This is a genomic window from Drancourtella sp. An57 (genome assembly GCF_002161525.1).
GTDB classification, from domain to species: domain Bacteria; phylum Bacillota; class Clostridia; order Lachnospirales; family Lachnospiraceae; genus Sellimonas; species Sellimonas catena.
The window spans coordinates 26,006-44,954 of record NZ_NFHY01000023.1; the positions used below are offsets into that span (position 1 = coordinate 26,006).

An 18,949-nucleotide genomic window follows, 5' to 3' on the forward strand; every position below is an offset into this window, starting at 1 on the left:
TGTATCTTCAAAGGCCTACGATACAAAATCCAACGCTTGATTACCCGGCGGTAAGTCTTTATTTTATTTCTCGACTCAGAATATCAGAATGCCAGGAAAGAGTCAAGGAAAAATTCAGATGAGTTGACTTTTTTCTGCCTATCCTGTTTAATGAAAAACAGGAAGAAGATGATGAAAGGAGAGACCGGGTATGCAGACGACAAAAATTCTGCTGGTGGAGGACGACCGGCTGATTATAGAAAATCTGACAGAATTTTTAAAGGGGGAAGGCTTTGAAGTACAGTACGCCGAAGGGCAGGAAAAAGCGATGAGACTTCTGGAAGAGCAGGAATTTGACCTGATCCTTCTGGATGTTACGCTGGCACAGGGAAACGGTTACAGTGCCTGTACACAGATCAAGTCCAGATATGAGATTCCGATTATTTTTCTGACGGCGCTGGACGATGAATTTTCCGTGGTGACAGGACTGGAGATGGGAGCGGACGATTATATCAGCAAGCCGTTCCGACCAAGGGAGCTGGTATCCAGAATGAGGACGGTACTCAGAAGAACGGGACGGAACCAGAAGATGCTTTCCTGTCAGGACATCTGCGTGGATCCGGTCAAGGGAATTACGACAAAAAAGGGAGAGGAAGTATTTCTCTCGGCGCTGGAATACAGGCTGCTGCTAGTCTTTTTCCAGCATCGGGGCATGGTGATGTCAAGATCCATGCTTCTGGAGGAAATCTGGGATATTGCAGGAGAGTATGTCAATGACAATACGCTGACAGTCTATATTAAAAGACTGAGAGAAAAGATCGAGGACAATCCACAGGAGCCGAAGATCATCAAAACGGTTCGGGGACTTGGATATAAGATGGAGGGATAAGGATGAAACTGTTTCGGAACCGGGAGATTGGAAGCTATATGTCCGCTTTCCTGCTTACTACAGCTGCAGTCTGCATCTGTTTTCTTTTAACAGGAGGAAATGCGGTCTTTTATCTGATGGCGGAAGGTCTGATCCTTCTTGGGATTTTTCTCATCTGCCTGAGAAGGCGGTATGAGGATATGGAAAAACTGACCCAGAAGGTCGACCGGATTCTTCATGGAGAGGATCAGCTGGAGCTTGGTGAATATAAGGAAGGGGATCTCGAAATTCTAAAAGACGAGATCTATAAGATGACTGTGCGTTTAAGAGAGCAGAACGAGCAGCTGGAACGGGAAAAGAGTTATCTTGCCAATGCGCTTGCTGATATTTCCCATCAGATCCGCACGCCCCTTACTTCTTTAAATCTTATGGTAGAACGGCTCAGAAGACCGGATATGGAAGAAGGACAGAAACGAAAAATATACCGGGAAATGACAGGGATGCTTCAGAGGATGGAGTGGCTGATCCTGGCTCTTCTGAAAATTTCCAAACTGGATGCAGGGGCGGTTACATTGGAAAAACAGAAAATTATGGTAAGACCGTTTTTGAGAGAAGTCTTAAGTGTTCTTGAAATTCCGATGGAGCTTAGGGAGCAGCAGGTCATTTTGAATGGAAATGAGGATGCCTCATTTTATGGAGATGAATCCTGGACTATGGAGGCAGTCGAAAATGTACTGAAAAACTGTATGGAACACACCCCTTACGGCGGAACAATCCGGATTTCCTGGGAGGAGAATCCTCTCTACACGGAGATTTCGGTGACAGATTCCGGAAAGGGAATCGATGAAAAGGATCTGCCGCACATTTTTGAGCGGTTTTATAAAGGCAGAATGTCGGAACAGCAGAATTTTGGCATTGGACTTGCGCTTTCACGCAGCATCCTTTCCCACGAGAAGGCGGTGATTACAGCAAAAAACGCAAAAGAAGGAGGGGCGAAATTTCAGATGCGTTTTTATGAAAACCGTTAAAAAACGGAAAGTGACAGAATTGTTATGAAAAAGTCATCCGGGTGTCATGCGGGCCGGGTATACTCATTTTCAGAAAGCAGGAGGAGGAAAAAGTATGGAAATTCTAAAAATAGAAAATCTGACGAAAGTTTACGGAAAAGGAGAAAATGAGGTACACGCGCTCAACGGAGTTTCTTTTTCAGTGGAGAAAGGAGAGTTTGTCTCCATTATCGGATCATCCGGATCCGGAAAATCCACACTTCTTCATTTGATCGGAGGAGTGGACCGGCCGACATCCGGAAAAGTATATGTGGACGGAAAAGACGTCTATGCACAGAAAGAGGAGGCACTTGCTATCTTCAGAAGGAGACAAGTGGGGCTGATTTATCAGTTTTACAACCTGATCCCGGTTCTCAATGTAGAGGAAAATATGACGCTTCCGGTGCTGATGGACGGAAGAAAGGTCAATCAGAAGCGGTTTGACGAGCTGATCGAAGTACTGAACATGAAAGACCGGATTCACCATCTGCCAAACGAGCTTTCCGGAGGACAGCAGCAAAGAGTATCCATCGGAAGAGCACTGTTAAATGCCCCGGCTATTCTGCTGGCGGATGAGCCGACCGGAAATCTGGATTCGGAAAACAGTAAGGAGATCATGAATCTTCTGCGGTATTCCAACCGGGCATATGACCAGACGATGCTTGTAATCACCCACGATGAAAATATCGCCCTTCAGGCGGACCGGATTATTACCCTGGAAGACGGGCGGATTGTAAGAGATGAGGTGGTCCGCTCATGAATATCTTTGCAACCATTACCAACAGAACAATGAAACAGAACAAGGCAAGAACGATCGTGACGATCATCGGTGTCATTCTTGCCACCGCAATGATATCGGCGGTCATCACTCTGGGAATCAGTTTGCAGAGATATATGTACGATTATGCGGTAGAAACTGACGGTAACTGGCATGTTGTGGCAAAAGGTCTTTCCGAAGAGCAGGTCAAAGAATTTCAGGAAAATGAGGAAGTGAAAGATTTTTCCGTGATTTCCGAGATCGGATATGCCAAGATCGGTGAAAATGATGAGGATCTTTTCGGACAATATCTGTATCTTCAGAGTATTGATGAAAAAGCGGCTGAAATGCTTTCTGTCAAACTGACCCAGGGAAGGCTTCCGGAAAATGAAAATGAGATCATTATTCAGGGAGGACTTCAGCAAAACGATAATGAAATCCGAATCGGAGATACGATTTCGTTCCCGGTGGGAGACAGAAAAGATGCAGAGGGAAACAGCCTGCCTTTCAATGCCTATATTCAGGTTGATGAGGAAGGGAATCCAATGGAGACTTTCCAGGAGCGTGAGCAGAGACAGTTTGAAGTAGTTGGTTTTCTGGAACACTGGGGAGACACCCAGGTAGCAGGCGCAGGTCTGGATGCTTTTATAGGAAAAGGAGAGGAATCCCAGTCTGTCAACCAGATCTATATGGAACTGAAAAACCCTTCGGACGCATTTGCTTTTATGGAAAAATATGAGGATGAGTTTTCCATGCAGGGAAATACCAGTGTCCTGAGATGGATGGGCGTCTCTGGAAACGCTTCCTTTGAAGGAATGTTGAATGGAATGTTGACAATACTGATTGTGATCATTGGAGTAGGAGCCGTTTCCCTTATCTACAATGCGTTTTCTATTTCGCTTAGAGAACGGACGACGCAGTTTGGCCTGTTATCCTCCATTGGAGCAACGAAGCGTCAGCTGCGCAGATCCATGTGGCAGGAGGCACTGGTTGTGGGAGCAATCGGAATTCCGATCGGGATTCTCTGCGGAATCGGAGGAATCGGAGTTACTCTGTACTTTATCGGAGATTCCATGGCTCAATTTATCCATGGTACGCAGAGCGGAAAGATGACATTGCAGACATCGCCGGGAGCCATTTTGTTATCGGCTCTGATAGCGTTTTTGATCATCTGCATTTCCGTCTGGATTCCTGCGGCAAGAATTAAAAAGATCACGCCGCTGGAGGCAATCCGGGCAAATAAGGATGTCCGCATCCGTGCAAAAGAAGTGAAAAGTCCGAAAATCATCCAGAAGCTGTTTGGACTGGAAGGAATGCTGGCAGATAAAAACTACAAGAGGGATCGGAAGAAATACCGTGCAACTGTATTTTCTCTGACCATTAGCATTGTGCTCTTTACGTCGGCAACCCTGTTCTCGAATTATATGGACATGACAGGAAGTTTTATGCTGGAAGCACCGGAATATGAACTTCAGTTTGTGCTGGTTGATTCCGAAGAAGATGCCACAGAAGGAGCCGATAATGAACGGGAAGACCTGCTTCAGATGTTTGAGCAGGGCGAGGATGTGGATGAAGTAGAACTTCATGGAGAAATGAGCATGCCGGCCGGGATCGCGAAAGAGGATCTCGCTGATGAAGCTACAAACCATATATGGGGATATGGACTTCAGGAATTTTATACAATTACCGAGGAAGCAGCATCACCATTCAATGAGAAAAATTATTACGAATATTTTGAGGTGATCGGCCTTTCGGATGAAGCGTTTGAGGAGTATGCTTCTTCTCAGGGAGTGAATCCGGCTCCGTATATGCAGAAAGGGAACAGAGAAGTCCTCTTTTATGATAACTATCAGTTCTATAATGGAGAAAGCGGGCGGTATGAGAATGTCCGTACGATAGACCAGGAGGGGATCAACATCCAGATCCTTCCGGAAAATCCATCCTATGATGAGGAATTTCAGGATCCAAATACAATTATGAACGGAGCAGAAAGCCTTGTATTGGGACATCGTGTAGATCAGATGCCGGAAGGGGTTGAAAATTCAAATTCCATCTGTACGATTGTGATTCCAGAGAGTCGTGGAGAAGAGCTCATTGGAACGAACAGTTATAACCGTTCTGGATTCATCTGGTGCTATCAGATTCAGTCTTCCAATTATCAGAACTCTTATGAAGATCTGACTCAGAAAATGGAAGAGAGAGGGATCGATAAAGATGCGCTCAGAAATATTGCACAGCAGTATGAACAGGACAGAGGAATTCAGATCGCGATCCGTATTCTTTCATTTGGATTTATTACACTGATCTCCCTGATTGCGGCAGTCAATGTGTTTAATACGATCTCCACCAATATCATGCTGAGAAAACGGGAATTTGCCATGCTCAAGTCCATGGGAATGAATATGAAAAGCATGAAGAAGATGATGAATTACGAGTGTCTGATCTACGGATTCCGTTCGATCTTCTACGGAGTAATCCTGTCTCTTCTGATCAGCTTTGCCATGTTTATGGTTCTGAGCCAGGGAGCAGCTGTAGATTTCCGACAGCCTTGGGAAGGAATTCTCATTTCGGTGATCTGGGTATTTGCAGTTGTATTTATCACGATGCTCTACTCCATGAGTAAGATCAAAAAACAGAATATTATTGATGAATTAAAGAAAGATTCATAAGAAAGAACAGCAGGAATCGCGCTTAGGATTCCTGCTGTTCGTCATGTTTCAGCTCTCTTAAAATAATCTCCGCAGTCTTTTTTGTAGTAGAAGTGACAATGTCCGTACACATGGCTTTCCGTTCCGGGGCGTCCCTGTCGTAGTCTTTGATCAATACTCCGCAGCAAGGCGAATGGAAGGATTCCGTAAAGAAATCATGGAGTTCCTTCGTCAGTGCGAAGCAACGCTGATTTCTCGGATCTCCCGGCGTCCTCCGGCCAAAGAAGTAGCCGATGCACATCGCACCTCCTGCCAGAGCTCCGCAGATGCAGCCGCCTCCGCCCAGACCCCACGGAAATCCGCTGCTCATGGCAATGGCGTCATCAGAAAGATCAATCTCAAAATTTTTACGGATTGCATAGATGACAGATTCCGAACAGGCAAATCCCTGATGGAAGATGTTATCTGCGTCCTGTGCAAGCTGTTCCATATCGATATTTGTATTCATATCCATTCCTCTTTTCTCTTCTCTCTTTATATCCCATTATATAATTCCGAAAGAAAAAAGTAAAATGCAGCACATCAGGATTTTTCTATATTTTGTTTACAGTTCTTGCTAGAAATTCATTCTCTCTGTAAACTCAGTTATTGTTTCCATGATAGCAGGATATGTAATCTCTCTTGCATATAAATTTTGTGTTTGATACCTTTTCCATAAACCCTGCAGAACAGTTGATTCTCTCAACGCTGGCAGAATACGTGCCGTGTCCTGCAGAACGGATAAGGAATCTCTTTTCTTCGCTGTGGAAAGAACTGCCTGTTTTAAAAGGTCCCAGTCTGCATTTTCCTGATATAGTCGATACAAAAGGTGTAAATCATAAAAATCTCTTGCACGCGTATTTCCGATATTTCTTCGGATAATCGTTTCGTATTTTTCCGCCAGTATAGTTTCCTGTGTATAGGCTTTCACAAGTACTTGGCGGTCATCAAACAGGAATGGGTAGGAAAATTGGACTTCTTTTGGTGTAATTTCGTCACCGGTCGTTATATCAATCTTCATAGATATTTTCATTTTTCCGTAAGTCGCTTGGATCGAAGCACGGAAATTTTCGTATTCGTCATCTTCACGGATAGGTGTTAGGTATAAAAGCTGAAATTCGATTCCATCATTCACTGGCTGATTCAGAATTTCGGTGATCGCTTTCCGTATGCTCTTTTCATCCATTGGAAATCCTTTTACAGTTGTGTCCATATCCATTGTAGTCCGTTCAGTTATTCCAAGGATGGCGGAAATTAAAAGACCGCCTTTTAAAATAAACTTGTCCTTGTATGAAGAAACGGAAAGACGTTCAATGATACGTTCAAACATGAAAATCTGGAGGACTTCCTGTGCATGGATTCCTTTCTTTTTTGCCAGGCTGCGGATGGATCCTTTTAATTGTTCTGGTGTTTTCATCATAATATCTCCATATACTCTTGCACTTTTTCCTCAATGTGAAATTTCTTGGCATATTCCATCAAGCGAATATTATCACGCTCTTTGGAAGAAAAATATCCTTTCACCGCCTGAATAAAAACCTGTGGATCAGTCTGCTTGCGGCTTCGTATCATATCACAGATACACCGTTCTCTATCATAGACCGTGATTTTCCCGCCCTGCGGTGAGATCATCTTTATCATTCCAAGGTCCCATAAGGACGGTTTGATTCTGTGGAACTCTACATGAAATAATTCTTCTTTTAGATAAAATACATTGTAGGTCTTCGGCACTGTCATGGAAATCATCTGTGGAAACCGATCTGACAGGCCATGAAAATACAATGCTGTTCCATAAGAGAAAACGCCTTTTTTACATCTGCTCTGCAACAATACAAATTCATCATTGATACTGTCAGCAAAGGAATAGATTCCCCGACTTTCCCGAATCAGGCTGCCTTCTTCCAAATATTTTTTGAGATATTCCCGGCGAATTCCTGCGTTGGTTACGTCTTTGGTATAGAGATAACCATTTTCCCTGACAAGTTTTTTTAAAGAATCTAAATCAATCATAACATCACCCTTTTCGGCTTAACTTGACACCATTATATCATATAGTATCAATTTTGTACATATTTTTTAGAAGTTCAATTTCCGTATCAGGTTGAATGTAGTGAATGAAGAAATTCTTAATTTTATCGAAAAACGATAAATCTATATTGAAAAACAATAAGCACCGTGCTATGGTATAGAAAAGTCAAAGAGCAGCAAGGAGGATGCAAAACAATGATTGGAAAAAGATCTGAGAGAAGACTGATACTGGGAACAAAATGGATTCTGGATTTTATGTTTGTTTCCGGGGTGATTGTACTTTTGATGTCCCCGTTTCTTTTACAGTACGCAGGAGATCATTTTGCGGGAGTCATCCGGGAACACTATATCCTGTATGTGGCGGTTTATCTGATTTCCGGTGTGATGGGACTTGCGATTGTATTCTGCCTCAGGAAGATGATGAAGACTGTCATAAGTCAGGACTGTTTTGTAGATGAAAACGTGAGAGAACTCAAGATCATGGGCACGGCAAGTTTTGTGATTGCGGCAGCGTTTCTTGTGAAAACCATATTTGCGGGAACCGTGGCAGGCGTGGTGATTATTGTTGTATTTTTTATTGCGGCGTTGTTCAGCTTCGTGCTGGCGGGTGTCTTTTCAGAAGCGGTCCGCTATAAAAAAGAAAATGATCTGACAATTTAGGAGGGTTCTGAAGATGGCAATACGTATGAATCTGGACGTCATGATGGCAAAAAGAAAGATCGGGCTGACGGAATTGTCGAAGGAAGTCGATATCACGATGGCCAATCTGTCAATCCTGAAAAACAATAAGGCAAAGGCCGTACGGTTTACGACGTTGGAAGCACTCTGCAAGGCGCTCCACTGTCAGCCGGGAGATCTGATCGAATATGTAGAAGAAGAGGAGGAAAAGGATGGAGAAGAGCAGATATGAAGTAATCATGGAACAAAAGACGGGAAAACTGCTTGCGGGCAGTCTGATCTACGGGATCTTGTTTGCGGTTCTTCTGTACCGGAATATGAGCGGAATCGGGATTCCGGTCCTGATGCTGGTAACCTGCCTGTTTCTTGCGGGATTTTTCCGGATGTTTGAAATGAAACTGAAAAAAGAGACGGTCTATTATATGACCGTGATGGTGCTGCTCGGTGTATCATCGACTTTGACGACATCGGATTTCTTTATTATGTTTAACTGGTTTGGAAGTATCGGATTGTTCTTTCTGATCCTGATCCACCAGTTTTATGAAGACCGGAACTGGAATTTCCTTTCTTATACGGTGGTTTATCTGAGAATGATGTTTGCTCCGCTCGGAAATCTTCTGTCTCCATTCCGGGCACTGATCCGATACCGGAAAAGTAAGGAAGACGGGGAAGAAAAGAAGAAATCAGGTTATATTGGACAGGTGGTGCTCGGAATCATTCTGGCAGGTTTGCTTTTGCTTGTAATTTTTCCGCTCCTCTTTTCAGGAGATATGGTATTTGCGGAATTTATCCGTCTGTTTACTGGAAATTTTAGAGGATTTTCTTTTTCGACAGGCTGGATCACCCTGTTTCTGGCTGGATTTATTCTCTGCTTTGCCGTATGGCAGGCATTTGTCAATTATGATCCGGACTTTGAGACGGAAGAAAAAGAAGAGCGTTCGATTCAGGTTGCAGGGATCACCTGCATATCGATTCTGACGGCAGTTTATCTGATTTTCTGTGCGATTCAGCTCGGATCACTGTTCTTCGGACACGGAATGGGGCTTCCGGATGGATATACTTATGCAGAATACGCAAGAAGCGGATTTTTTGAACTGCTTGGAGTCAGTATCATCAATCTGCTGATTGTTCTTGCGGTCATCCACCTGTTTTACCCAAAACGGCTGATGCAGAGACTCCTTACCGTTTTTTCCGGCTGCACGTATGTGATGATCCTTTCTTCCGGATACCGGATGTGCATGTATATCGAAGCATACAGGTTTACGCTTTCGAGAGTCCTGGTACTGTGGGGATTATGTGTCTTGTCTTTCATTTTGGCAGGTGTTATAGTAAATGTATATAAAAAAGACTTTCCACTGTTTCGTTACAGTGCGGCTGTCTGTGCCGCATTCTATTTGATTTTGTCCCTTTCCAGACCGGATGAGTGGATGGCACGTTATAATCTGGCCTATAAAGAAGAGTGGATCGAATCATACGATGAAATCCGGTATCTGTTTTCCAGAGATCTCCTGCTTGCGGTGGACGCGGAGCAGATCCAGCATCTCAAAGGAGATCCGGGAAATCTGATTCATTACTGTCAGGAAGTCGTAGACATGTACGACAATGAACCGGGATGGACATACAGTATCGGTGAGGCGAGAGCGAAAGAATCAGCGGAGCGTTTTTTGAAAGAATATGGAGACATCACATAAGGAGAAAACACGATGCGTACAGTAAATGTCAGTGAGATCACAGAGAACATCAAAGAAATGTGCATAGAAGCCAACCATTATCTCTCAAAAGATATGGAGGCTGCCTTAAAACACTCTCAGGAGACAGAAGCATCCCCGCTTGGACGGCAGATTCTCGGACAGCTTTCTGAAAATCTTCAGATTGCGGCGGATGAGATGATTCCGATCTGCCAGGATACCGGGATGGCGGTTGTCTTTCTGGAGGTCGGACAGGATGTCCATCTGGAGGGCGGAGCCGTCGAGGAGGCTGTCAATGAAGGTGTGCGTAAAGGCTATACCGAAGGATATCTGAGAAAATCTGTTGTAGGGGATCCGATTGAGCGGATCAATACAGGAGATAATACACCGGCTGTTATTCATTATTCCATTGCCCCTGGAGATACTGTCCGGATTACGGTGGCACCAAAAGGATTCGGAAGTGAAAATATGAGCCGGGTTTTCATGTTAAAGCCGGCAGATGGCATCGAGGGAGTCAAAGACGCAATATTAAAGGCGGTCAGCGAGGCGGGTCCGAATGCCTGTCCGCCGATGGTGGTAGGAGTCGGTATCGGGGGAACTTTTGAAAAATGCGCACTGATGGCAAAGCAGGCATTGACACGTGAGACCGGGGCTCATTCCACGATTCCGTATGTCAGGGAACTGGAAGAGGAAATGCTGGAAAAGATCAACGGACTTGGAATCGGTCCGGGCGGACTTGGAGGCACTACAACAGCTCTGGCAGTTCATATCAATACTTATCCGACACATATTGCAGGACTTCCGGTGGCGGTCAATATATGCTGCCACGTCAACCGGCATATTGTCCGGGAACTGTAGGAAGAACCTCAGCAGAAAGATGGAATACAGAAAGGAAGGATAAGACGATGGAAAAGCAGATCAGCGCACCGATCGATAAAAAGACTGCCGAAGAACTGACGGCGGGAGATTATGTCTATATTACAGGTACGATTTATACGGCAAGAGATGCCGCGCATAAGCGGATGAAGGAAACTCTGGACAGGGGAGAGTCACTTCCGTTTGATATAAAAGGTCAAATGATTTATTATATGGGGCCGTCTCCGGCAAGAGAAGGACGTCCGATCGGATCAGCAGGACCGACAACGGCAAGCCGTATGGATAAATACACACCGGAACTTTTGAATCTTGGCCTTGGAGCCATGATCGGAAAAGGAAAGAGAAGCAGGGAAGTGCTGGATGCGGTTGTAAGAAACAAGGCAGTCTATTTTGCGGCTGTCGGAGGAGCAGGAGCTCTTTTATCAAAGTGCATCCAGTCATCGGAAGTGATTGCCTATGAGGATCTTGGAACAGAGGCAGTACGCAAACTGTATGTGAAAGATTTCCCGGTTATCGTAGTGGCAGACAGCAAAGGAAATAATCTGTACGAAACAGCAATAGAACAGTACAGGAAAGCATAAGAGGAGAAGAAAAATGAAGCGTATATTAATGATGGTCATCCGGAATCTGATTTTTGTTCCGTACGGATGGATTAAACTGTGCTATTACGCCAGCCACGTAGATAAATATACGGAAGAAGAGCGATACCGCCTTTTAAAGTATATTGACCACAAGGCAAATAAGGGAGGCAGCGTCCATATCGAAGTACACGGACAGGAAAACATCCCGAAAGAAAACGGATTTATGTTTTTCCCAAACCATCAGGGGCTTTACGATGTGCTGGCAGTGCTTGAGGCATGCCCGGTTCCTTTTTCGGTTGTCGCAAAAAAGGAAATTGCCAATATTCCGTTTCTGAAACAGGTCTTTGCCTGCATGAAGGCGTACATGATTGACAGGGAGGATGTCAGGCAGGCCATGCAGGTCATCATCGATGTGACAAATGAAGTGAAAAGTGGAAGAAATTACCTGATTTTTGCGGAGGGAACAAGATCTAAAGAGGGAAATAAACCGGGGACTTTCAAAGGAGGAAGCTTCAAATCGGCAACAAAGGCAAAATGTCCGATCATTCCGGTGGCACTGATTGACGCATTTAAGCCGTTTGATACAAACAGCATCAAACCGGTGACTGTACAGGTTCATTTTTTGAAACCGATGTATTACGAAGAATACAAAGACATGAAAACGACGGAGATTGCAGCAGAGGTAAAAAAAAGGATCGAACAGACAATAGAAGAGAATATCTGATACCATAAGAATTTCGGCAGGATCTCTTGTAAAAGAGACAGCATTATGATAAACTTTTCTTAATTGAAGAACAAATGCTGAGACGGGAGAGCAACAGGACAACAGAGATGTTGTTTTGTTTTGCTCTTCTTTTTTTCTGGAAACAGAGGAGGATAGAGTTTCTGATTCCGGAGAATCAGAATGAAGGAAGTGAGTGGAAGAAAAATGAACCAGAGATTCTATGATATGCTGGAGGAAAATCCGGTGATTGCGGCGGTGAAGGATGAGGAGGGACTGGAGAAATGCTGCGGTCTGGAAGACATCAAGGTTGTCTTCATCCTTTTTGGAGATCTCTGCAGTATTCCGGATCTTGTAGGAAGAATCAAGGAGTCGGGGAAGATGGCAGTTGTCCATGCAGATCTGATTACCGGACTTGGAAGCAGGGAGATTGCGGTGGATTTTATCAAAAAGGCTACGCAGGCGGACGGGATCATTTCTACAAAACCGGCTCTGATCAAACGAGGGAGAGAACTGGGAATGTTCACCGTCATGCGGTATTTCCTGATTGATTCCATGGCGCTGGAAAATGTCAGGACTCTTCCGGGCGGAGTCAGACCGGATGTCATTGAAATCCTGCCCGGACTGATGCCGGATATTATCCGGAACATCTGTCAGGATCTGAAGACCCCGATTATCGCAGGAGGTTTGATTACAGACAGAAAATCCGTTATGGCTGCACTGTCGGCAGGAGCATTGTGTGTTTCTTCCACAAACCAGAATGTCTGGACAATGTAAAATACGGCACAGGAGCCGAAAAAAAGGAGGAACTGAATATGGCTAAATATGTAATGGCGCTGGATGCGGGAACCACAAGCAACAGGTGTATCCTGTTTAATGAGAGGGGAGAAATGTGCAGCGTGGCTCAGCGGGAATTCCGCCAGTATTTTCCAAAGCCGGGCTGGGTGGAGCACGACGCGGATGAGATCTGGGCAAGCCAGCTTGGAGTGGCTGTCGAAGCAATGAATATGATTTCCGCTACAGCAGATGATATTGCGGCAATCGGTATTACCAATCAAAGAGAGACCGCCATTGTCTGGGATAAGAATACGGGGGAACCGGTCTATCATGCAATTGTCTGGCAGTGCCGGAGGACATCTGAATACTGTGATTCTCTTGTGGAAAAAGGACTGACGGAAAAATTCCGGGAGAAAACAGGTCTTGTGATCGATGCTTATTTTTCTGCAACGAAGATCAAGTGGATTCTGGACAATGTGCCGGGAGCAAGAGAAAGAGCTGAGAAAGGCGAGCTTTTGTTTGGAACCGTGGAGACATGGCTGATCTGGAAACTGACAAAAGGTGCTGTCCATGTGACAGATTATTCGAATGCGTCCAGAACCATGCTGTTTAATATCAATACATTGGAATGGGACGATGAGATTCTTCAGGAACTTGATATTCCGAAGGCTATGCTTCCGGAGCCGAAACCGTCCAGCTGCATATACGGGGAGACAGACCCTTCATTTCTGGGCGGAGCGATTCCGATTGCAGGAGCGGCAGGAGATCAGCAGGCCGCTTTGTTTGGACAGACCTGTTTCAAGGCAGGAGAAGCGAAAAATACATATGGAACGGGATGCTTTCTTCTGATGAACACGGGAGAAAAACCTGTTTTTTCTCAAAACGGACTGGTTACCACGATTGCCTGGGGAATGGATGGAAAAGTGAATTATGCTCTTGAAGGCTCCATCTTTGTCGCGGGAGCAGCAGTGCAGTGGCTCAGGGATGAAATGAGACTGATTGATTCGGCGGCAGATTCGGAATATATGGCAAAAAAAGAAAAGGATACGAACGGATGCTATGTTGTTCCGGCATTTACCGGACTTGGAGCACCACATTGGGATCAGTATGCAAGAGGGACGATCGTGGGAATTACCCGGGGAGTCAACAAATATCATATTATCCGGGCTACACTGGAGTCTATCGCATATCAGGTGAACGATGTGCTGGAAGCGATGAAAGCAGACTCGGGAATCCAGCTGGCATCTTTGAAAGTGGATGGCGGGGCAAGTGCAAACAACTTCCTTATGCAGACGCAGTCGGATATCATCAATGCTCCGGTCAACCGTCCAAGATGCGTGGAAACTACGGCAATGGGCGCTGCCTATCTGGCAGGACTTGCAGTAGGATACTGGAAAGATAAAAAGGATGTAAAGAGAAACTGGAAGATCGATCAGATTTTCCTGCCATCCATCGATGAAGAAAAGAGGCAGAAAAAAATCAAAGGATGGAATAAAGCTGTAAAATATGCCTATGGATGGGCAAAAGAAGACTGAGAATGGTGTCAGGAAGAAGGGAGACGAGAAGAGATGTATGATGTGATCATAATCGGAGGGGGCGTATCCGGCGCGGCATCCGCGAGGGAACTTTCCCGATACAAGATCAAAGCCTGTGTCCTGGAAAAAGAGGAGGATGTCTGCTGCGGAACATCAAAAGCCAACAGCGCGATTGTACACGCAGGGTATGATGCAGTTCCGGGATCTTTGATGGCAAAACTGAATGTCAAAGGGAATGAGATGATGGAACAGCTTTCAAAAGACCTGGATTTTCCGTTTCGGAGAATCGGTTCTCTTGTCATCTGTCTGAACGAAACGGATATGCCGAAACTGCAGGAACTGTACGAGAAAGGACTGAAAAATGGAGTCAGAGACTTAAAAGTCATCAGCGGAGAAGAGGCAAAGGCCATGGAGCCGAATCTGGATGATCAGGTCTGTGCGGCACTTTATGCGCCAACAGCAGGGATTGTCTGTCCGTTTGAACTGAATATTGCTCTGGCGGAAAACGCATGTGAGAACGGAGTGGAATTTCGATTAGGAACAGAAGTGGAGAACATTGTCAAGATTGACGGCGGATATGAACTTCATACAAATCAGGGAAATTTCCAGACAAGGTACGTTGTTAATGCGGCCGGGGTGTATGCAGACCGTTTTCATAATATGGTCAGCAGGAAAAAGATTCACATCACGCCGAGAAAAGGGGAATACTGTCTGCTTGATAAGACAGCCGGTCAGCATGTGAGCAGAACCATCTTTTCTCTTCCGACAAAATATGGAAAGGGCGTTCTTGTGACACCGACGGTACACGGCAATCTGCTTCTGGGACCGACTGCGAATGATATTGAAAATAAAGAAGGAACCAATACGACCAGAGAAGGACTTGATGAGGTTATCACAAAGGCGGGACAAAGTGTGAAAGACCTTCCGATGAGACAGGTCATCACATCCTTTGCAGGACTTCGTGCTCATGAGGATGGCAGTGAATTTATCATCGGAGAAGTTGAGGACGCAAAAGGATTTATTGACTGTGCGGGAATTGAATCCCCTGGACTTACCAGCTGTCCGGCAATTGGGGAGATGGTGGCGGATATTCTGAAAGAAAAAATGAGGCTGGAGAAGAAGGAGCATTTCATAGAGACAAGGAAAGGTATTCTTGATCCAAATACGCTGTCAACAGAAGAACATGCGGAGCTGATCCGGAAGGAGCCGGCATACGGAAATGTGATCTGCAGGTGCGAAATGATTACAGAAGGAGAGATTCTGGATGCCATTCACCGTCCGCTCGGTGCAAAATCTTTGGATGGAGTAAAAAGGCGTACACGGGCAGGAATGGGAAGATGCCAGTCTGGATTCTGCTCGCCAAGAACCATGGAAATTCTCGCACGGGAACTGGGAAAAGACATGTCCGAAATTACAAAAACGGGCGGAGAGTCCCGGCTTGTCGTCGGTACAAATAAAGACAGATTGTAGAAAGGAAGGCTTCGGAGATGAAAAACTATGATATTGTCATCATCGGGGGAGGACCGGCAGGGCTTGCAGCCGCAGTCTCAGCAAAAAGAAATGGAACAGACAGTATTCTGATTCTGGAAAGAGACAAGGAGCTTGGCGGAATCCTGAACCAGTGTATCCATAATGGATTTGGCCTCCATACTTTTCAGGAAGAACTGACCGGACCGGAATACGCCCAGCGGTTTATTGATCAGATCGTTGAACTTGGCATTGAATACCGGCTGAATACCATGGTTATGGATATCAGCCATGAAAAAGTGGTAACGGCCATGAATAAAGAAGAAGGGCTGTTTGAAATTCAGGCAAAGGCTGTCATTTTGTCTATGGGCTGCAGGGAGCGGTCCAGAGGAGCGCTGAATATTCCGGGATATCGTCCGGCAGGCATTTATTCCGCTGGTACTGCGCAGAGACTGGTCAACATGGAAGGCATGATGCCGGGGCGTGAGATCGTGATCCTTGGCTCCGGAGATATCGGATTGATTATGGCCAGGAGAATGACGCTTGAAGGGGCAAAAGTCAAAGTGGTAGCGGAGCTGATGCCGTATTCCGGAGGACTGAAGAGGAATATTGTTCAATGTCTCGACGATTATGGAATTCCGCTGAAATTAAGTCATACAGTTGTAGACATCAAGGGAAAGGAACGGCTGAAAGGAGTCACACTGGCCGAAGTGGATCAAAACGGGAAACCAATTCCTGGAACGGAAGAAGAGTATTCATGTGACACACTTCTGCTTTCTGTCGGATTGATTCCGGAGAACGAACTTTCACGCGGCATGGGTGTGGAAATGAGCAGAGTTACATCCGGTCCGGTTGTCAATGAGAGTCTTGAGACAAATATTGAGGGAGTCTTTGCATGCGGAAACGTGCTTCACGTACATGACCTGGTGGACTTTGTGTCTGAGGAGGCAGCTGCGGCGGGAAAACATGCGGCAGCGTATGTAAAAGGCGAAAGCAGACCGGGAAGCGGGCGGAGAATCACAATGAATCCGACAGGAGGAGTACGCTATACGGTTCCATCCACGATTGATCCGGAACGGATGGAAAATGAGCTTACTGTACGCTTCCGTGCGGGAGCAGTATTTAAAAATTGTTATGTAAGTGTATATTTTGATCAGGAAAGGGTCATACGCCGCAGACGTCAGATTGTGGCTCCGGGCGAGATGGAAGAAATCAGGCTGACAAAGGAACAACTTTCTCAGCATGCTGACCTGAAAATAATTACAGTAACAATAGAGGAGGCGTAGAAATGGAAATTCGACATTTAACCTGTATCAGCTGTCCGATGGGCTGTCCGATTACGGTAGAGATGGAAGATGGACAGGTCGTAAGTGTTACAGGAAATACATGCAAAAGAGGCGATATCTACGCGAGAAAGGAAGTGACAAATCCGACCCGGATTGTGACTTCCACCATCCGGGTAAAAGGCGGAGCTGAAGATATGGTATCGGTAAAGACAAAGGAAGATATTCCAAAAGGGAAGATTTTTGACTGCGTCAAAGCACTCAAAGGAATCGAGAAAGAAGCTCCGGTAAAGATTGGCGACGTAATCCTGAAAGATGTGGCCGGGACAGGCGTGGATATTGTTGCGACGAAACATGTAGAAAAAGCATAAAGAAATAAAATGTGCCGTACACGGAAAAGAATATAATTCCTGTACGGCACATTTTATTTCTTTATGCAGAATATCTTATCGGAGCCGGATGTCAGATCAGACTGTCCATGAAGTCGATAATCCCCTGTTCTACATCACAGCGGATGTCTGCGTAATTGTGAATTTCATGGCGGTATCCAGGATACACTTTTGTCTGAACCTGATGCCCGGTATCATGAAGCCAGTTGGATACTTCATAGAGACCCTGACCATAGTTGCCGACCGGATCCTGATCTCCTCCAATATTATAGAATGGCAGAGAAGCAGGTACTTTTTCAGCCCACTCTTTTCCTGTGATTACACGCATCATCTGAGTGAAATAGTAAAGAGAACGATTCAGCGTTGGCTTGGTAAAAGCATCGAACGGATCTTCCGCATGGTCTTTCTGAACATATGGATCAGAACAAATCCATTCATTGCCGAGAGCAGAACTTTCGCAGCGTTCACACATCCATCCGAGAAGTTTTCCGGCATAGGACGGATCTGCCTCATCGCCATGGCCACCGTCGACAACTGATTTCAGTTCCTCCTCCGCCTCCCCGGCTCCCCGGAAAACACCGGCGGTACCGCAGATTGTGACACCGGTCAGCTCTGCACCATATTTGGCTGCATAATCTCTTGCGATAAAAGATCCCATGCTGTGTCCGAAAAGAAAATATGGAAGCTCCGGATATTTTTCGCGGACAATCCCGGTCAGTGCATGTTCATCTTCCATCATAGTATGGCATCCCTTGTCACCCCAGTCTCCCCAGGTATCGTTCATCATAGCCGTTTTTCCATGTCCTACATGATCATCGGCCGCAACAATATAGCCGGCATCCACAAAGGCTGAAATCATGTGAAGATATCTTCGTGAGTGTTCCCCATATCCGTGGATCAGCTGGACAATGCCCTTCGGCTTTGCAGCGGGAACGTAAATCCAGCCACAGACGGTATCACGTTCATTATAAGATGGAAACTGAACTTCATGTAACATATAAACACCTCCATTCTAGATTACAGATCGTAAGTTCATCTCATCTGTCTAAAATCATTGTAGAATTCAGAAAAAATGATGTCAAGAAAGAATGCGTATCTTTCCGGCTTTCTTAAATTAAAACAGGAAAAACGGAGAGAGAATTATATAATGAAAGATGAAAAAAGTGAAATTTCAAAAATTGGCAAGAAAACCGAAAAATTCTGCTTGACAATAAGAAAGGAGTTTAGTATAATTACTCATGCGTTATGGAACGCATAATAAAATACTGACATGAATTCAGTATCCGGAGAAATACTCAAGAGGCTGAAGAGGCGCCCCTGCTAAGGGTGTAGGTCGGGCAACCGGCGCGAGGGTTCAAATCCCTCTTTCTCCGTTTTATTTATTGCCCTTTTTCGGGTGATAAATAAAGAACAGATTATCAGATCAAAAAAACAAAAAAGTTTTAAAAAAGTGCTTGACAGAAACGAGCGGATGTGATAATCTAATATAGCTGTCGCGAGAGAGCGGCAACGAAAACAAAGAACTTTGATAACTGAACAATAGACAACGATCCCTGAAAATTCATGAGAATTATTCAGAACAAGGAACT

The 18,949-nt window shown here is 45.1% G+C and carries 20 protein-coding genes and 1 tRNA gene; 17 read left to right on the forward strand and 4 right to left on the reverse strand.

The features are described from left to right. Window positions 1-190 precede the first annotated feature (190 nt). From B5G11_RS14915 to B5G11_RS14930, 4 genes are all read left to right on the forward strand, one after another. Entirely contained in the window at window positions 191-868 is a 678-nt protein-coding gene (locus tag B5G11_RS14915; protein ID WP_087255225.1) for a response regulator transcription factor, read from the forward strand. A gap of 2 nt (window positions 869-870) precedes the next feature. Further along, window positions 871-1,875, forward strand: a complete 1,005-nt coding sequence (locus B5G11_RS14920) for a HAMP domain-containing sensor histidine kinase (protein ID WP_242959077.1) — start codon at window positions 871-873, stop codon at window positions 1,873-1,875. 94 nt (window positions 1,876-1,969) lie between these two features. After that, entirely contained in the window at window positions 1,970-2,653 is a 684-nt protein-coding gene (locus B5G11_RS14925; RefSeq protein ID WP_087255227.1) for an ABC transporter ATP-binding protein, read from the forward strand. Continuing rightward, complete coding sequence (locus B5G11_RS14930; protein WP_087255230.1) at window positions 2,650-5,319, forward strand: ABC transporter permease; 2,670 nt, start codon at window positions 2,650-2,652, stop codon at window positions 5,317-5,319. The genes B5G11_RS14925 and B5G11_RS14930 overlap by 4 nt, the downstream gene beginning before the upstream one ends. 22 nt (window positions 5,320-5,341) lie before the next feature. On the opposite strand, the gene B5G11_RS14935 is transcribed toward B5G11_RS14930, so the two are convergent. From B5G11_RS14935 to B5G11_RS14945, 3 genes are all read right to left on the reverse strand, one after another. Further along, complete coding sequence (locus B5G11_RS14935) at window positions 5,342-5,806, reverse strand: C-GCAxxG-C-C family (seleno)protein (protein WP_087255265.1); 465 nt, start codon at window positions 5,804-5,806, stop codon at window positions 5,342-5,344. Between the two features lie 108 nt (window positions 5,807-5,914). Then, complete coding sequence (locus B5G11_RS14940) at window positions 5,915-6,754, reverse strand: nucleotidyl transferase AbiEii/AbiGii toxin family protein (RefSeq protein ID WP_087255233.1); 840 nt, start codon at window positions 6,752-6,754, stop codon at window positions 5,915-5,917. Then, complete coding sequence (locus B5G11_RS14945; protein ID WP_087255236.1) at window positions 6,754-7,347, reverse strand: type IV toxin-antitoxin system AbiEi family antitoxin domain-containing protein; 594 nt, start codon at window positions 7,345-7,347, stop codon at window positions 6,754-6,756. Before B5G11_RS14945 ends, B5G11_RS14940 begins: the two co-directional genes overlap by 1 nt. 213 nt (window positions 7,348-7,560) lie before the next feature. Here B5G11_RS14945 and B5G11_RS14950 point away from each other — a divergent pair, with 213 nt between their 5' ends. The 11 genes from B5G11_RS14950 to B5G11_RS15000 all read left to right on the forward strand — a co-directional run bounded on the left by B5G11_RS14950 (window position 7,561) and on the right by B5G11_RS15000 (window position 17,342). Then, on the forward strand, window positions 7,561-8,025 hold the full coding sequence (locus tag B5G11_RS14950) for a DUF2975 domain-containing protein (RefSeq protein ID WP_087255239.1): 465 nt from the start codon (window positions 7,561-7,563) through the stop codon (window positions 8,023-8,025). Window positions 8,026-8,038: 13 nt separating this feature from the next. After that, complete coding sequence (locus tag B5G11_RS14955) at window positions 8,039-8,275, forward strand: helix-turn-helix transcriptional regulator (protein ID WP_087166498.1); 237 nt, start codon at window positions 8,039-8,041, stop codon at window positions 8,273-8,275. Continuing rightward, window positions 8,256-9,734, forward strand: a complete 1,479-nt coding sequence (locus tag B5G11_RS14960; protein WP_087255242.1) for a DUF4173 domain-containing protein — start codon at window positions 8,256-8,258, stop codon at window positions 9,732-9,734. The genes B5G11_RS14955 and B5G11_RS14960 overlap by 20 nt, the downstream gene beginning before the upstream one ends. A 12-nt stretch (window positions 9,735-9,746) precedes the next feature. Then, complete coding sequence (locus B5G11_RS14965; RefSeq protein WP_087255245.1) at window positions 9,747-10,589, forward strand: fumarate hydratase; 843 nt, start codon at window positions 9,747-9,749, stop codon at window positions 10,587-10,589. Then, on the forward strand, window positions 10,550-11,188 hold the full coding sequence (locus B5G11_RS14970) for a Fe-S-containing hydro-lyase (protein ID WP_158099303.1): 639 nt from the start codon (window positions 10,550-10,552) through the stop codon (window positions 11,186-11,188). The genes B5G11_RS14965 and B5G11_RS14970 overlap by 40 nt, the downstream gene beginning before the upstream one ends. 13 nt (window positions 11,189-11,201) lie before the next feature. Further along, the gene (locus tag B5G11_RS14975) at window positions 11,202-11,912 is read left to right on the forward strand and encodes a lysophospholipid acyltransferase family protein (RefSeq protein ID WP_087166494.1); all 711 of its coding nucleotides are present in this window, start codon (window positions 11,202-11,204) and stop codon (window positions 11,910-11,912) included. A 204-nt stretch (window positions 11,913-12,116) separates the two neighbouring features. Further along, complete coding sequence (locus tag B5G11_RS14980) at window positions 12,117-12,686, forward strand: glycerol-3-phosphate responsive antiterminator (RefSeq protein WP_087255268.1); 570 nt, start codon at window positions 12,117-12,119, stop codon at window positions 12,684-12,686. Between the two features lie 38 nt (window positions 12,687-12,724). After that, the gene (gene glpK, locus B5G11_RS14985; protein ID WP_087255250.1) at window positions 12,725-14,221 is read left to right on the forward strand and encodes a glycerol kinase GlpK; all 1,497 of its coding nucleotides are present in this window, start codon (window positions 12,725-12,727) and stop codon (window positions 14,219-14,221) included. 33 nt (window positions 14,222-14,254) lie between these two features. Then, a complete protein-coding gene (locus B5G11_RS14990; RefSeq protein WP_087255253.1) occupies window positions 14,255-15,691 on the forward strand; it encodes an NAD(P)/FAD-dependent oxidoreductase in 1,437 nt (478 codons plus the stop codon). Between the two features lie 17 nt (window positions 15,692-15,708). Then, window positions 15,709-16,974 (forward strand): FAD-dependent oxidoreductase, encoded by a 1,266-nt coding sequence (locus B5G11_RS14995; RefSeq protein WP_087255256.1) that lies wholly within the window; start codon window positions 15,709-15,711, stop codon window positions 16,972-16,974. Between the two features lie 2 nt (window positions 16,975-16,976). Then, the gene (locus B5G11_RS15000) at window positions 16,977-17,342 is read left to right on the forward strand and encodes a DUF1667 domain-containing protein (RefSeq protein ID WP_087166490.1); all 366 of its coding nucleotides are present in this window, start codon (window positions 16,977-16,979) and stop codon (window positions 17,340-17,342) included. A 91-nt stretch (window positions 17,343-17,433) separates the two neighbouring features. On the opposite strand, the gene B5G11_RS15005 is transcribed toward B5G11_RS15000, so the two are convergent. After that, window positions 17,434-18,357 carry an alpha/beta fold hydrolase gene (locus B5G11_RS15005; RefSeq protein ID WP_087166489.1) on the reverse strand — a complete coding sequence of 308 codons (924 nt, stop codon included), beginning with the start codon at window positions 18,355-18,357 and terminating at the stop codon, window positions 17,434-17,436. A 78-nt stretch (window positions 18,358-18,435) separates the two neighbouring features. Here B5G11_RS15005 and B5G11_RS16405 point away from each other — a divergent pair, with 78 nt between their 5' ends. Both B5G11_RS16405 and B5G11_RS15015 read left to right on the forward strand, forming a co-directional pair. Beyond that, entirely contained in the window at window positions 18,436-18,618 is a 183-nt protein-coding gene (locus B5G11_RS16405; RefSeq protein WP_087166488.1) for a hypothetical protein, read from the forward strand. Between the two features lie 27 nt (window positions 18,619-18,645). Continuing rightward, window positions 18,646-18,733, forward strand: a tRNA-Ser gene (locus B5G11_RS15015). Window positions 18,734-18,949 lie beyond the last annotated feature (216 nt).

What these genes read in the sequence shown, in the direction of transcription:
- B5G11_RS14915 (WP_087255225.1), top strand. Translation starts at nt 191, where the DNA reads ATGCAGACGACAAAAATTCTGCTGGTGGAGGACGACCGGCTGATTATA.
- B5G11_RS14920 (WP_242959077.1), top strand. Translation starts at nt 871, where the DNA reads ATGAAACTGTTTCGGAACCGGGAGATTGGAAGCTATATGTCCGCTTTC.
- B5G11_RS14925 (WP_087255227.1), top strand. Translation starts at nt 1,970, where the DNA reads ATGGAAATTCTAAAAATAGAAAATCTGACGAAAGTTTACGGAAAAGGA.
- B5G11_RS14930 (WP_087255230.1), top strand. Translation starts at nt 2,650, where the DNA reads ATGAATATCTTTGCAACCATTACCAACAGAACAATGAAACAGAACAAG.
- B5G11_RS14935 (WP_087255265.1), bottom strand. Translation starts at nt 5,806, where the DNA reads ATGAATACAAATATCGATATGGAACAGCTTGCACAGGACGCAGATAAC.
- B5G11_RS14940 (WP_087255233.1), bottom strand. Translation starts at nt 6,754, where the DNA reads ATGAAAACACCAGAACAATTAAAAGGATCCATCCGCAGCCTGGCAAAA.
- B5G11_RS14945 (WP_087255236.1), bottom strand. Translation starts at nt 7,347, where the DNA reads ATGATTGATTTAGATTCTTTAAAAAAACTTGTCAGGGAAAATGGTTAT.
- B5G11_RS14950 (WP_087255239.1), top strand. Translation starts at nt 7,561, where the DNA reads ATGATTGGAAAAAGATCTGAGAGAAGACTGATACTGGGAACAAAATGG.
- B5G11_RS14955 (WP_087166498.1), top strand. Translation starts at nt 8,039, where the DNA reads ATGGCAATACGTATGAATCTGGACGTCATGATGGCAAAAAGAAAGATC.
- B5G11_RS14960 (WP_087255242.1), top strand. Translation starts at nt 8,256, where the DNA reads ATGGAGAAGAGCAGATATGAAGTAATCATGGAACAAAAGACGGGAAAA.
- B5G11_RS14965 (WP_087255245.1), top strand. Translation starts at nt 9,747, where the DNA reads ATGCGTACAGTAAATGTCAGTGAGATCACAGAGAACATCAAAGAAATG.
- B5G11_RS14970 (WP_158099303.1), top strand. Translation starts at nt 10,550, where the DNA reads ATGCTGCCACGTCAACCGGCATATTGTCCGGGAACTGTAGGAAGAACC.
- B5G11_RS14975 (WP_087166494.1), top strand. Translation starts at nt 11,202, where the DNA reads ATGAAGCGTATATTAATGATGGTCATCCGGAATCTGATTTTTGTTCCG.
- B5G11_RS14980 (WP_087255268.1), top strand. Translation starts at nt 12,117, where the DNA reads ATGAACCAGAGATTCTATGATATGCTGGAGGAAAATCCGGTGATTGCG.
- glpK (WP_087255250.1), top strand. Translation starts at nt 12,725, where the DNA reads ATGGCTAAATATGTAATGGCGCTGGATGCGGGAACCACAAGCAACAGG.
- B5G11_RS14990 (WP_087255253.1), top strand. Translation starts at nt 14,255, where the DNA reads ATGTATGATGTGATCATAATCGGAGGGGGCGTATCCGGCGCGGCATCC.
- B5G11_RS14995 (WP_087255256.1), top strand. Translation starts at nt 15,709, where the DNA reads ATGAAAAACTATGATATTGTCATCATCGGGGGAGGACCGGCAGGGCTT.
- B5G11_RS15000 (WP_087166490.1), top strand. Translation starts at nt 16,977, where the DNA reads ATGGAAATTCGACATTTAACCTGTATCAGCTGTCCGATGGGCTGTCCG.
- B5G11_RS15005 (WP_087166489.1), bottom strand. Translation starts at nt 18,357, where the DNA reads ATGTTACATGAAGTTCAGTTTCCATCTTATAATGAACGTGATACCGTC.
- B5G11_RS16405 (WP_087166488.1), top strand. Translation starts at nt 18,436, where the DNA reads ATGTCAAGAAAGAATGCGTATCTTTCCGGCTTTCTTAAATTAAAACAG.